The sequence below is a fragment of the Flavobacterium cellulosilyticum genome, assembly GCF_004349355.1.
Lineage (GTDB): Bacteria > Bacteroidota > Bacteroidia > Flavobacteriales > Flavobacteriaceae > Flavobacterium > Flavobacterium cellulosilyticum.
Window position 1 is genome coordinate 60,710 of the sequence record NZ_SMFK01000004.1, and the last position, 13,189, is coordinate 73,898.

Genomic DNA, 13,189 nt, shown 5'->3' on the forward strand with positions numbered 1-13,189 from the left:
ATTTATAAGTTAATAAATTTAAGATATTATGATGTTTTTTTTAATTTTTATAGTTACATTTTTAATCATGGAATGTGTCACATGGTGTACTCATAAATACCTGATGCATGGTTTGATGTGGTATTTTCATTTAGACCATCATCAACCCAAGTATGCTGCTGTTTTTGAAAGGAATGATGTCTTTTTTGTCATTTTTGCCACCCCTAGTATTTTGCTTTTTTATTTTGGCTCCGAGGCTGGTTTTGATTATAAATTCTATATCGGTTTAGGAATTCTTGCTTATGGTTTGGCTTATTTTTTTGTTCATGATATTATCATTCATCAACGATTTAAATGGTTTAAAAACACAAAAAATAAGTATTTAATTGGTTTGCGAAAAGCTCATAAAATGCATCACAAACATTTAGGTAAAGAAGATGGGGAATGTTTTGGAATGTTATTCGTACCTTTTAAATATTTTAAAATTTAAGATTTACTTCGGATTAGTAAGTGATAACAACAATTAATACTTTTTTTTAAACCATTAAGAAATGTAAGAAAAATTAAGTTAGTTTTATTTCTTACCGAACCTTGCCTAACTTAATTGTATTAAAAAAATTACAATATTGTGTATGGCTTTAAACTATTAAGAAAGTCAAGAAAAATTAAGTTTAGTTTTATTTCTTAACTAACCTTAATTGACTTAATTGTTTAAAAAAAACACAGTTTTCATATCGAACATTCAAAAAAATATGTCATTATACCTAATTTTAAATATAACCTCCTTTATCATTCCGTTTCTGTATAGTTTCGAAAGTAGAATGAAGTATATTAAACGATGGAAAGCTGTTTTTACTTCAATTGCAATGACGGCTGTTTTTTTTATAGCTTGGGATATTATTTTCACAAAAATTGGGGTTTGGAGTTTTAATCCGCGATACCATTCTGGATTGGAGTTTTTTGGTTTGCCTATTGAAGAATGGCTATTTTTTATTTGTATTCCGTATGCCAGTATTTTTATACATTTTGCCTTTCAATATTTCTATCCAAAAGTTACTTTGACTGACAAAACTGTAAAAAAAATATATTGGATTCTATTGATAATCCTTTTGCCAACTACGATGCTTAATTATGATAAATTATATACTTCAATCAATTATAGCGTATTCTTACTAGTTTTGACTTATACTTTTTTTAAAGTTACAAAGGTGCTAAATACCTTTTTTATTAGCTTTTTGATCATCTTAGTTCCATTTGCTATTGTAAACGGAATATTGACTGGAAGTTTTATTGATGAACCCGTTGTGATTTACAATAATGCTGAAAATTTAGGTATTCGGTTGGGTACTATCCCGATTGAAGATGTGGGATATGCTTTTACCATGTTATTAATGAGTTTGGTTTTGATTACAAAAATCGAGAAAATCACTAATGGATTAGACCGGTTTTTTTGATTGTTTTAATATTAAATGGTCGCTATTAGAAAAACACAAAATGCAACTCTAGAACGATTTTACAACAATAATAATACAGTACATTAATGAAAGTATATAAAAAAGAAACGGTACAACATGTCAATGCAAGTATCGAAGAATGCTGGGCATTTTTCTCTAGCCCTAGAAATTTGCAAAAAATTACTCCGGAAACAATGGGCTTTAATATCACTGATTTTGATGGGAAATCGATGTATCCTGGACAAATTATTCAATACACTGTTTCTCCGCTTGCAGGTTTGAAATTGAGTTGGACCACTGAAATTACTTTTGTGAAAGACAATAGTTATTTCATCGACGAACAACGTTTTGGACCCTATTCGTTTTGGCACCACAAACATTTTTTTGAAGCGGATGGAAATGGAGTAAAAATGACCGATGTTGTTCATTATGCTTTGCCGCTTGGGTTTCTTGGGCGAATGATGAATGCACTTGTTGTGAAAAATAAATTGAATACCATTTTTGAATATAGAGTCAAAAAAGTGGATGAAATTTTCAATGCTAAAATATGAGCAGGCAAGAAGTATCATTATTTTGGTTTCGGCGAGATTTACGTTTAGAAGATAACGCCGGCCTTTATTTTGCTTTGGAATCAAAATACCCAGTGATTCCCTTGTTTATTTTTGATGAAGATATTCTGGATAGTTTACCAAAAAATGATGCAAGAGTTGGTTTTATTCATGAATGTCTTTCGAATATAAATATAAATTTGAATACGTTTGGATCTTCTCTTCTCATCAAAAAAGGGAAGACCCAGGAAATATGGAAACAACTTATTGAGGAATACACTATCAAAGCCGTTTTCTATAACAAAGATTATGAACCTTATGCTATTAGCCGTGATTTAGCAGTTGCTGAATTTTTAGCATCAAAAAACATTGCTTCTTTTCCCTATAAAGATCAAGTCATATTTGAAGAATTAGAAATTACAAAAGCAGATGGATTGCCGTATACGGTCTATACTCCCTATAAAAATAAATGGCTTGAAAAATACACTTTAAACAAACCTGTAAAGGAATACAATTGTGAAGTATTGCTTTCTAATTTTTACAAAAGTGATTATATATTTCCAACTTTAGAACAAATCGGTTTTGAAGAAAATACTATAAAAGTCAAACCCCACAATCTAACTCAAATTTCCAATTATCAAGAAACCAGAGATTTTCCCGCTATGGATACCACATCCTACTTGTCACCCCATTTGCGTTTTGGAACGGTAAGCATTCGGAAATTAGTAAATTGGGCAGCGAATAAAAATCAAGTTTTTTTAAGTGAGTTAATTTGGAGAGAATTTTTTATGCAAATTCTTTTCTATTTTCCAAAAGTAGTAAGCCATAATTTCAAGTCGGCTTATGATGGGATTCAGTGGCGTAATAACGAAGATGATTTTAAACGTTGGTGTACCGGAACTACAGGTTATCCCATGGTTGATGCCGGAATGCGACAATTGAACGAAACGGGTTATATGCACAATCGTGTTCGCATGGTCGTAGCCAGTTTTTTATGCAAACATTTATTGATTAATTGGCAATGGGGTGAAGCTTATTTTGCCGAAAAATTATTGGATTACGAATTGTCTGCCAATGTTGGAAACTGGCAGTGGGCTGCTGGAACAGGTTGTGATGCGGCGCCTTATTTCCGAGTTTTTAATCCTGAAATTCAACTCAAGAAATTCGACGAAAAAGGAATTTATATTCGAAAATGGATTCCAGAGTTCGATTTAGGTTACGGTGAGCCCATGGTGGAACATGCTTTTGCAAGAGATAGAGCGATTGCAACGTATAAAGCAGGAATTTTGAAATGATTAGTTTAAACCATTAAGAAAGTTAAGAAAAATTAAGTTTTATGTCTTAACTAACCACAACTGACTTAAGGGTTTGAAAAAAAAGTATCGAGAACTTTTGTATTGAAACTTCTCGATACAATCCCCGTGAAATGTGGGATCAATAGAGGAGACGGAAAGAAACATTTGTATTTGGAAAATCATTTAATTAATTTATTCAGCATTCCATTGAAAATAAATCCGTGAAAAGGCAAAAATGGATGCCACAATAATTTACAAATTGAAATTACCTATTCAAATAATTCAAAAAGTAATGGAAAAAGAAAAACCCGATAATATTGTGTTCTCTAAAGAAAACGGATACAACGCAAGTAGGCTGCCTTATGCAACAAATGTTGGAGCACCTGTACTTAAAATTGATGATGTGGTTTCTTTGAAAAGCAGAGGTATTCATAGTGTTAATAAATAATTTGAAAATAAGTTCAACGAACTTAAATTACAATACCAAAAGTTAATCGAAGAATTCGAATGGAATGATGTACTATATAATGCTAGGTTTTTATTTGAACCTGTTGTTGGCGAAACTAATCATTTATATCAAGGTGATGATGGAATCCATTTTTTGTCATTAATTTCTCCACAAGAATGGTTCAAAGAACATGTCGGCGCTTTTAAACTGAATCGTGAAAAAAAGTGGATTTTAGTATGTCAAAAAAACCCTATTTTCTACTAAATTTAAATCTATACTTGATGCAAAAACATATTTCTTTTGAAGCTATTATGGCAATCGAATCGCTGGAGCGTGTTCATTTTATAAATAGCTTGGGTGTTTTCAAAAGCGTTTGCCTTATTGGAACAAAAAACAAATTTAATCAAACAAATTTGTCAATTATTTCTTCTCTAATTCATATTGGAAGTCATCCACTTTGTTTGGAATCATTTTTCGACCGGGAGTTGTAGAGCGCCATACATTAGGAAATATTTTGCAAACTGGATTTTATACCGTAAATCACATCAATGAAACAATCTATAAGCAAGCTCATCAAACTTCTGCTCGCTACGAAAGAAAAATGTCAGAATTTGATCAAACGGGTTTAAATTCTGAATATAAAAATGATTTTTTTGCACCATTTGTAAAAGAAAGTTACGTTCAACTAGCATTAGAATTCAAAGAAAAAATTGATATTATAATTAACAATACTGCCCTAATTATTGGAGAAGTAAAAAGTGTTTATTTTCCCGATAATTGTATAGGAGAAGATGGATTTTTGAATATCGAAAAAGCACAAACCATTACTTGTTCTGGTTTAGATAGTTATCATAAAACTATAAAATTAGATCGTTTGAGTTATGCAAAACCCAATAGAGAACTTACCTCAATTGCATAAAATGGAATTACATTACTATAAATAGTGTTTAGTTCAAAAGTGATTTATAATTACTGAATCAGTTTATTCAGCATACCATTGAAAATAAAACCATGCAAAGGCAATACAGAATACCAATAGAGATTTCCCCAAATCCCTTTTGGCTTGAATGTTGCCGATTGGTAAAGTGTATTATTAATTATTTTGAATTCGAGCCATGCTTCACCTGGTAATTTCATTTCTGCATATAATACTAATTTTCCTTCTTCCTTATTGGCATACAAAACGCGCCAAAAGTCTAGTACATCACCAGAATGAATTTCATGTTTGTGGGTACGTCCTCTTCTGGAACCTACACCACCAAATAGTTTGTCAATAAATCCACGAAAACTCCAGAGCCAATCACCATAATACCAACCCGTTTGTCCTCCAATAGACCAGATTCTATCGATGGTAAAATCTTTATTGATAATTTCTTTTTTTCGTCGATCAATAAAACAACCTTTTTTTGGGACTTTTAAATGTTCTGAAATATTGCTGTTAAAACGTCCGCTAACTAAGGAATCTTTCCAACTTGATGTCACATTGTCTTCATCAACTTTTATCAAAGCTCTTGATAAAGCCTGTTCGTATGTAATGGGTTTTACTCCTAATAATTCGTTGATTTCATTGTTTCTGCAAACTACTTCCACTTTCATACTACTTACTAGGGCTGAGGCTAATTTATAGGAAGTGGAAGTCACGAAATACAACCAATACGACGATAATTTAGGAGTCATTACTGGGACAGTAATAATCCATCTTTTTAGTTTTTTTGCTTTTGCAAAGCCTAAAAGCATTTCTTTGTAAGTGAGAATATCTGGCCCTCCTATATCAAAACTCTTACCGTAAGTAATGGAGTTTAATAGTGATTTTGATAAAAATTCGAGGACATCTTTAATGGCAATGGGTTGGCATTTTGTGTTTAGCCATTTGGGAGTAATCATCACTGGAAGTTTATTAATGAGATCCCTGATGATTTCGAATGAAGCACTGCCAGAACCTACAATAATTCCTGCTCTTAAGGTCGTCAATGCAAACGTCCCAGTGTTTAAAACTTCTTCTACTTTTTTTCTAGAAGATAAATGTTTAGAAAGGGATTTGTCATTAACAATTCCGCTCAAATAAATTACTTGAATCAATTTTGTTTGGTTGATGCTATTGACAAAATTTTCAGCAGATTTTTTTTCCAACTCATCGTAATTAGTTTCTGAACCTGACATAGAATGAATTAAGTAATAGGCAGCATTTATATCAGATGGAATAGCGGTTAATGATTCTGCTTTTAGAAAGTCGACCTCTATTACTTCGATTTTAGAAGGCAATTCTTTAGGATAATAAAACCTATTTTTATCTCTCACGCAACAAACCACTTCATGACCTTGCTCTATTAAAATAGGCAAGAGTCGTTTTCCGATATAACCTGTTGCGCCTGTTAAGAGAATTTTCATTAAGTATATTGATTTATAATTGAGATTTCAAACCATTACGTAATATAAGAAAAATTAAGTTTAGTTTTACTTATATTACGTAATGGTTTGAAAAAAACATAAATGTTTTATTTTTAACTTAATTTATTGGAAATTAAGCTGATAAATTCTTTTCGGGTTTTATCTTTTTCGAAAGCACCTGTAAATGATGATGTTGTTGTTGAAGAATTTTGTTTTTGGATGCCTCGCATTTGCATGCACATGTGTTGTGCTTCTATCACAACGGCTACACCTAATGGGTTTAATGCTTCTTGGATACAATCTTTTATTTGGTCGGTAAGTCGTTCTTGTACCTGCATTCTTCGTGCAAAGGCATCTACAATTCGGGGGATTTTACTTAAACCTACGATTTTTCCGTTTGGGATGTAAGCTACGTGTGCTTTTCCGAAAAAGGGTAACATGTGGTGTTCGCACATTGAATAAACTTCGATGTCTTTTACAACTATCATTTGTTTGTGATTTTCTGTAAAAAGTGCCGATTTTAATATCTCTAAGGGATCCAGACCATATCCGTGTGTGAGGAATTGCATGGCTTTTGCCACTCTTTCGGGTGTTTTTTCTAGTCCTTCTCGATAAATATCTTCACCTAAATTGGCAATTATATTGCGGTAATTGTCGGATAATATTTCAGTGATTTCACGATGATATTCTTCGGTTTTATTGTAGTTTTTTATTGTATTTGTTATCATTGTATGGTTTTATTTTTGTTTTTTTTTTTAATGGTTTGTTGCTCGCGTGAGGGATAAAAGTGGAGCTCTTTTTGGGAGCGGCATTTTTTTTGTCGCTCCCAAAAAAGCGGGAACGGATAGCCCGACCCAAAGTGGCGAGGACGCAGGACAAAGCCATCTGAAGGGTCACGCCCATATTATTTTTTTAGATTTTAAAACTCACTATTCCATAATCCATTTCGAATACTTGCCCTGAAATCGACTTTGCGTGATCAGAAATCAGGTAATTTGCCATTTGTGCAACCTCTTCTGGTTTTAAATAACTTTTCATGGGATGGCGTTCGGCCATATTTTCTTTCATTCGATCATTGCGTAAAATTCCGGCAGCAAGTGCAGTTTCAGTGATGGTAGGAGCAATGGCATTCACACGTACGACTGAGGCCAGTTCTGCGCCAAGCGATTTTACTAAGCCTTCAACTCCAGCTTTTGCAGTGGCTATACTAGAGTGAAACGGCATTCCCAACTTAGCAGCAACAGTACTAAATAATATGATGGAAGGATTGGTACCTTTTTTTAGGGCTGGCAAATATTTCTGAATGGCTTTTATCGCTCCAATGACATTAATTTCGAAATCATTTCGGAAATCATCAATACTCAAACTCCCAATCGGTTTTAGATTGATGGAACCAGGGCAATAAATTAGCACGTCGACATTTTCAATCTCAGGTAATTCGTCTTTTAAAATATCAATAGAAAAATGTTTTAGGTTTTTGTGTGCGATAGCTGGAGCGTTTCTACTAATATTGTACACATAGTTTGTTTCTACTTGCTGCAATAAAATAGCATTTCCAATTCCTTTGCTTCCGCCAATGATTACTATGTTTTTCATGTTTATTTGTATTGCTGATATTCATTCACTACAATTTTAGCTTTCAAATCGAACATTAAATTGTATAAACCAAAAAAGGTTCTATTCATATAAATGAAATGTTTGGAACCTCGATTCCCATTCATTTTTTTGAGGTTGGTGTCTTTAGAAAAGCGTTCACCTAACTGGGCTATACTTTCGAAAAAGGCTGCATTTGCAAAATCGAAGGTTTTTGTTTGAAAAGGTTTCGTGAAAAGAGATAATAAATCATAAAACATTTTTGTAAAATATTCTATTTCATTCTTTGTGTCATCGATTCTTAGAATTTCTAATTCGAATAATTTTTCTTTAAAAATAGTTTTATTATCAATGACTTCTTTGTTGATTAATTCGAAATAAGGAGTGTAAAATTCCATTGGAATTTGTTTCATACAACCAAAGTCAAGTGCTACTAACTGTTTGTTTTCATTGACCAAGAAATTGCCCGGATGCGGATCGGCATGTACTTTTTTTAGGACATGAATTTGGTACATATAAAAATCCCAAAGAGCTTGTCCTACTAGATCGCCTGTTTTTTGGTTTGTATTCTGCTTAGTGAATTCGGATAAATGAATGCCACTCATCCAATCCATTGTGATAATTTTATCAGAAGAATAGGCTGGATAATAGTTTGGGAACACCAAATGCTTTATTTTTTTGCAGGCTTTTGCAACTTCTTGGCTTTGTTTGAGTTCTAATAAGTAATTTGTTTCTTCGATTAATTTGTCTTCTACTTCTTTGAAATACTTATCGGAGTCCTTGCCTTGTAGGTTAAACATTCTGATTGCAATAGGTTTTACTAAGGCTAAGTCTGACGAAATACTATTAGCAACTCCAGGATACTGAATTTTGACTGCTAGTTTTTTATTGTCTTTTATGGCTTGGTGAACTTGTCCGATGCTAGCTGCATTTGAAGCATTGGTATCAAAAGTGTCAAAAAGTTCAAAAGGTGTTTTACCAAAGTTGGTCTTGAATGTTTTTAGTACCAAAGGAGCTGAAAGTGGGGGAACTGAGAATTGAGAAAGTGAAAATTTTTCTACATAGGCTTGAGGCAAAAAACTCTTGTCCATACTCAACATTTGGGCAACTTTTAAGGCACTTCCTTTCAGGCTTTTTAGGCCGTCATAAATGTCTTCGGCATTGTTTTCGTTGAGTTTGTCACGGCTCAAATCTGGATTCACCATTTTTTCTCCGTAATGTTTTAGATAATTAACACCAATTTTTGCGCCAGTTTGAACCAATTTGGTTGCTCTTTCAATTTTTGATGTAGGTATATAGTCTATTGTTTTCATTAGGTATTTTTTATTTTTTCTTTGAAAAGGAATTTTCCAAAATCGATTAAACTATCTAAAGGGGCAGTATTCATTAATTCGAAACTGAGTTTTACTGATTTTTCAATAAAAATATCTGTTTTTTCAAATGAAGCAGATGCATCCTCTAGCCAGAATTTTAATGTCAGTAACAGTTGAATCCATGCCGTTTCCTGAATAGTGTTTTTTTGAATGTTTTGCAATTTTTCATTTTCTGTTTTAATAGTTTCTGAGAAAATTTCAGCAATGTAGCTTTTGAATCCACTTCTAAAACTACTTAGTAGCATGATGTTTTTTAGTTGGTTTTGATGTTCTTTTAGGCTCAAAACTACATAGCTTCTATTGGCTGACAACATCTCAAAAAAGGTAAAGTAGAAACTCAAAAGTTTACTTTTCATATCGTAATTTTCATAATTGCTGTCTTTGTGAATTAATTCAATTGTTTTATCAAAGAACATTTTAAAAATTTCTTTTTCGATACTTTCTAAATTTCCGAAGAAGGTGTAAAATTCCGTTTCATCAAAGTCATTTGTTTTTGCAAATTGATAAACTGATTTCGGTTTTTCGTTGTTTTCTAATCGATAATTCATATACATTGAAACTATTGTATCTTTGGTAAGGATTGCTTTTTTAGTAGCCATTTTATTTATTATTTTGAATTAAAGTATAAAGGTAGATAATGTTTAACTATATTTGTAATAAGTTAAACAAAAATAAAAGTTAAAGTTTTATTTTTTATTTTAATTCCTTAAATTTATAGTACTATGAAAAAGAATGTATTAATAAGTGGAGGGTCGGGATTTGTTGGGCAGCATTTGACTAATTTGTTGGTCAAGAACGGGTTTTCAGTTTCAATTCTCAGTCGTTCCGAAAGGCAGAATACAGCAGATATTTCCTATTATAAATGGGATGTTTCAAAACAATATATTGATGAAGAGGCTGTGCTGAATGCAGATTATATTATTCATCTCGCAGGAGAGAATATTGCAGGAGCTAGATGGACTTCTTCCCGAAAAAAACAAATTATAGCCAGTAGAGTAGATTCTATTAGCTTAATTTATGCTGTTTTGAAAAACAGCAAGAAACTGTTAGAAGCTTTTATATCTGCATCTGGAATCGGGATTTACGGAGCGATAAATGGAGAGGAAGTATGTGATGAAAATACTCCTCCAGCCAATGATTTTTTGGGTATAACATGTCAAAAATGGGAATCAGCCACAGATCCAATTGCCAATTTAGGAATTCGTACTGTTAAAATTAGAACTGGATTAGTGCTAGGGAAAGGTGATGGCTTTTTAAAGAAGCTGTCCCCTATCTTTAAATGGAAATTTGGCTCGGCTTTAGGATCTGGCAAGCAATATATGCCTTGGATTCATATTGATGATTTGTGTGCAATTTATCTCAAATCTATAAACGACTCTGATATTGTTGGAGCTTATAATGCTGCTGTTGCTGATAATACAACTAATACTATTTTTTCTAAAACTCTTGCCAAAATATATGGTTATACGATTTGGCTACCCAATGTACCATCTTTTTTAATCAAAATTGCCATGGGAGAGATGGCGCTATTGGTTCTTCGAGGAAGAAGGGCTACTTCAAAAAAGATTGAAAAATTGGGATTTAATTTCAAGTACAAAAGTTTAGATTTGGCTTTGAGAGATTGTGTGGAATAATAGTTTTATTTTACTAAGTAAGCCGAATTAATATTAACTTTTTCTGCAATTTTCATACTTAGAACAGTGGGTATTTTAATTTTGAAATCATTTGTAGTGACAGTAAAATTTGAATTAATTTCCAAAGTGTTATCTACTTTTCTGAGCAAAACTAAAGTATCGATATCTTTTTTCTTTCCATGAATTTCCAATTTGCCTTTCATTTTAAATTCTTTGGGAGTAGTTCCTACTATATACCAATTAAAGCCTATAATTCTACCTTTGAAAACAGCTTTTGGATAACGTTCACTTTCCAAATAATATTCGTTAAAATGTTTTTCCATTAAAGCAATTTTAAAATGAAAATCTTTTATAAAGGCTGTATTATATATTTCACCAGTTTTCGTGTTTAAAGCACATTGTGCAGTTTCGTTTGATGCTTTTACCTCTTCAAATAAAGGCACTGAAGCTTCAAAAGTTATGATTCCATAACCAGTAATCATTTTATTTTGAGCAACAATAATAGTGGATAAAAACAGTACTAATAGAAGGATAATTTTTTTCATATCAGGATACGAATTTTATTATCTAAAGTTACATTTTTTAAGCCAATTTCCCAAGAATTGTGGGAGTAAAATACAAAGATTTAAATATAAATCATGTAATTATTATCGATATTCTTAAATAGTATAAATTTTATTCTGAGTCTGCTTTGGCTCGATTTAATATGTTTTCTGGAAGTGCTTTTTTGGCTTTGGCACCCATTTTTTTTAATTTTTCGACACTGGTGATGAGGTTTCCTTTTCCATCTACAAGCTTGTTCATCGCTCCTTGGTATTCGACTGCACTTTTATCAATATTTTAATTAAATCATTTTCAAAACCTGCACATTTATTCTATAAAGTTCCTACTTGTATCGCGATTTAAAAATTGTTTTCTTGTTTTTTTTTTTTTTTTTTTTTTTTCATTGTGCCACAAATAGTTAACTTTACTAATGAGCTATGATTAAGAATGATTTTATATATTTAAAAATAGAATTCTACATCTGTATATTATATTTTTATCTTCTCAAAAAAAAGCTTAGGTATTTAAATTTATTTGACTAAAAAATCAGCTTTTACATTTACAATTTTGGATATTTTTTTGGTTAATATATTTGGGATTTCAATGTTAAAATCATCATAATTTAAACTAAATTTAGTGATGATTTCTAAATCATTGCCAATTTTTCGTAGAAATACAGGCGTGTTAATTTCCTTTGATTTTCCATGTAATCCCAATTTGCCATTCATCATAAATTCTTGGACGGAGGTTCCAATTGTGTTCCAATTAAAATCTTGAATTTTACCATTAAAGGTCGCTTTTGGATATTTATCACTTTCTAAATAATTCTCATTGAAATGTTCTTCCATAAGTGCGATTTTAAATCGAAAACCTTTCATTAAAACTAAACTAGCGATTTCCCCTGTTTTTATATTTAATATGCAGGTTACCGATTCATTTTTAGCATTCACTTCTTCAAATGAAGGGACTGAAGCCTCAAATTGAACAGTTCCGGTTCTAGTGATTTTTTTGTTTTGCGAAAAAGTGTAAAAGCAGGATAAAAACAAAATAACTGATAATAATAATATTCGTTTCATTTGTAGAAATTTAGTTTATTGTAAAAAATCATTATTTTTCCAATCGATAATTTGGTTAATACTGCTTTGAGACAATCTGGTTCCGCCTAGTGGCATCATTCCCGAAGATCCTTGATTCTTTGATATCCGGTCTATTAATCCCCTATTTAATACTGCATCCTTCACGTTTTGATAGGTCGTTAGAGACATTGGAGCACCACTTGAAGGTATGTTTCCATGACAGGAAATACAATAAGTATCGATTGTTGCTTTTATGGATTTGGTATATGTTGTCGTATTAGGAACATTGATTGCAATTAAGTCCGATTCAGAATTATTGAAACAACCCGATAATAATACACTAATAGTTGCTAGAAGAAAAAGTTTTGATTTCATATTCTTACTTTATAAGTGAAATAACTAAGAAAAAAAAAGAATATTAACAATTAATTTGATTAAATTTGATTGTTTATTTCAAATATATGAAAAAGATAATAATATTATTCTCTTTAGTTCTAATATTAATCATCATAATAACATATCGGTATGTATATAAAGGCCATAGAGATATATCTACTGAGAAAGAGAGTTATACAATCACTGTAACGGATATTTTTTCTGAATTTCAAGAAAATGAAGTTTTATCAAATGCTAAATATCTTGACAAAACAATTCAAGTTACTGGAATTGTTTCAAGTGCTAATATTAACTCAAATTCTATACTAATTGATGATAAATTATTTGTTGCATTAAAAGATAAGTTGCCTAAATCTTTTCAGCTAAAATCAACTGTAAAAATTAAAGGTCGATTTATCGGTTATGATTCTTTGTTGGAAGAATTAAAGATGGATCAATGTGTTTTAATAACCCAATAAATTA

At 31.5% G+C, this 13,189-nt stretch carries 17 protein-coding genes and 2 pseudogenes; 10 read left to right on the forward strand and 9 right to left on the reverse strand.

The annotated features are described in order from the left end of the window. The first annotated feature begins 28 nt into the window (after nucleotides 1–28). The 8 genes and pseudogenes from E0F76_RS08395 to E0F76_RS08420 all read left to right on the forward strand — a co-directional run bounded on the left by E0F76_RS08395 (nucleotide 29) and on the right by E0F76_RS08420 (nucleotide 4,643). Nucleotides 29–469, forward strand: coding sequence for a sterol desaturase family protein (locus E0F76_RS08395; protein ID WP_132004178.1), 441 nt, complete (start codon nucleotides 29–31; stop codon nucleotides 467–469). Between the two features lie 262 nt (nucleotides 470–731). Beyond that, entirely contained in the window at nucleotides 732–1,433 is a 702-nt protein-coding gene (locus E0F76_RS08400; RefSeq protein ID WP_132004181.1) for a lycopene cyclase domain-containing protein, read from the forward strand. Nucleotides 1,434–1,519: 86 nt separating this feature from the next. Continuing rightward, a complete protein-coding gene (locus tag E0F76_RS08405; protein WP_132004184.1) occupies nucleotides 1,520–1,984 on the forward strand; it encodes an SRPBCC family protein in 465 nt (154 codons plus the stop codon). Further along, nucleotides 1,981–3,276 (forward strand): cryptochrome/photolyase family protein, encoded by a 1,296-nt coding sequence (locus E0F76_RS08410; protein WP_132004187.1) that lies wholly within the window; start codon nucleotides 1,981–1,983, stop codon nucleotides 3,274–3,276. The genes E0F76_RS08405 and E0F76_RS08410 overlap by 4 nt, the downstream gene beginning before the upstream one ends. A 235-nt stretch (nucleotides 3,277–3,511) precedes the next feature. Next, entirely contained in the window at nucleotides 3,512–3,724 is a 213-nt protein-coding gene (locus E0F76_RS19615) for a hypothetical protein (protein ID WP_246022016.1), read from the forward strand. A gap of 27 nt (nucleotides 3,725–3,751) precedes the next feature. Next, nucleotides 3,752–3,988, forward strand: a pseudogene (locus E0F76_RS19620) (DUF2452 domain-containing protein); the annotation flags it as partial. A 17-nt stretch (nucleotides 3,989–4,005) separates the two neighbouring features. Further along, nucleotides 4,006–4,215, forward strand: coding sequence for a hypothetical protein (locus tag E0F76_RS19625; protein WP_246022017.1), 210 nt, complete (start codon nucleotides 4,006–4,008; stop codon nucleotides 4,213–4,215). After that, a complete protein-coding gene (locus E0F76_RS08420) occupies nucleotides 4,182–4,643 on the forward strand; it encodes a flavin reductase family protein (RefSeq protein WP_246022018.1) in 462 nt (153 codons plus the stop codon). Before E0F76_RS19625 ends, E0F76_RS08420 begins: the two co-directional genes overlap by 34 nt. 50 nt (nucleotides 4,644–4,693) lie before the next feature. Here the strand turns inward: E0F76_RS08420 and E0F76_RS08425 are convergent, their stop codons facing one another. The 5 genes from E0F76_RS08425 to E0F76_RS08445 form a co-directional block, all read right to left on the reverse strand. Continuing rightward, complete coding sequence (locus tag E0F76_RS08425) at nucleotides 4,694–6,112, reverse strand: SDR family oxidoreductase (RefSeq protein WP_132004190.1); 1,419 nt, start codon at nucleotides 6,110–6,112, stop codon at nucleotides 4,694–4,696. 113 nt (nucleotides 6,113–6,225) lie between these two features. Continuing rightward, entirely contained in the window at nucleotides 6,226–6,840 is a 615-nt protein-coding gene (gene folE / locus E0F76_RS08430; protein ID WP_132004193.1) for a GTP cyclohydrolase I FolE, read from the reverse strand. 184 nt (nucleotides 6,841–7,024) lie between these two features. After that, the gene (locus E0F76_RS08435) at nucleotides 7,025–7,708 is read right to left on the reverse strand and encodes an SDR family NAD(P)-dependent oxidoreductase (protein WP_132004196.1); all 684 of its coding nucleotides are present in this window, start codon (nucleotides 7,706–7,708) and stop codon (nucleotides 7,025–7,027) included. 2 nt (nucleotides 7,709–7,710) lie between these two features. Further along, nucleotides 7,711–9,018: an ABC1 kinase family protein gene (locus tag E0F76_RS08440; RefSeq protein ID WP_132004199.1), complete on the reverse strand. Its 1,308-nt coding sequence runs from the start codon at nucleotides 9,016–9,018 to the stop codon at nucleotides 7,711–7,713. After that, a complete protein-coding gene (locus E0F76_RS08445; RefSeq protein ID WP_132004202.1) occupies nucleotides 9,018–9,677 on the reverse strand; it encodes a TetR family transcriptional regulator C-terminal domain-containing protein in 660 nt (219 codons plus the stop codon). The genes E0F76_RS08440 and E0F76_RS08445 overlap by 1 nt, the downstream gene beginning before the upstream one ends. Nucleotides 9,678–9,800: 123 nt before the next feature. Here E0F76_RS08445 and E0F76_RS08450 point away from each other — a divergent pair, with 123 nt between their 5' ends. Beyond that, complete coding sequence (locus E0F76_RS08450) at nucleotides 9,801–10,712, forward strand: TIGR01777 family oxidoreductase (protein WP_132004205.1); 912 nt, start codon at nucleotides 9,801–9,803, stop codon at nucleotides 10,710–10,712. A gap of 5 nt (nucleotides 10,713–10,717) precedes the next feature. Here E0F76_RS08450 and E0F76_RS08455 read toward each other — a convergent pair whose 3' ends face one another. The 4 genes and pseudogenes from E0F76_RS08455 to E0F76_RS08465 all read right to left on the reverse strand — a co-directional run bounded on the left by E0F76_RS08455 (nucleotide 10,718) and on the right by E0F76_RS08465 (nucleotide 12,706). After that, on the reverse strand, nucleotides 10,718–11,257 hold the full coding sequence (locus E0F76_RS08455) for a YceI family protein (RefSeq protein ID WP_132004208.1): 540 nt from the start codon (nucleotides 11,255–11,257) through the stop codon (nucleotides 10,718–10,720). Between the two features lie 130 nt (nucleotides 11,258–11,387). Beyond that, nucleotides 11,388–11,531: pseudogene (locus E0F76_RS19970) on the reverse strand (DNA recombination protein RmuC); the annotation flags it as partial. Nucleotides 11,532–11,785: 254 nt separating this feature from the next. Beyond that, on the reverse strand, nucleotides 11,786–12,331 hold the full coding sequence (locus tag E0F76_RS08460) for a YceI family protein (RefSeq protein ID WP_132004211.1): 546 nt from the start codon (nucleotides 12,329–12,331) through the stop codon (nucleotides 11,786–11,788). A 15-nt stretch (nucleotides 12,332–12,346) separates the two neighbouring features. Continuing rightward, nucleotides 12,347–12,706 (reverse strand): hypothetical protein, encoded by a 360-nt coding sequence (locus E0F76_RS08465; RefSeq protein WP_132004214.1) that lies wholly within the window; start codon nucleotides 12,704–12,706, stop codon nucleotides 12,347–12,349. Between the two features lie 86 nt (nucleotides 12,707–12,792). Here E0F76_RS08465 and E0F76_RS08470 point away from each other — a divergent pair, with 86 nt between their 5' ends. Then, nucleotides 12,793–13,185, forward strand: a complete 393-nt coding sequence (locus tag E0F76_RS08470; RefSeq protein ID WP_132004217.1) for an OB-fold protein — start codon at nucleotides 12,793–12,795, stop codon at nucleotides 13,183–13,185. The last annotated feature ends 4 nt before the right edge of the window (nucleotides 13,186–13,189 follow it).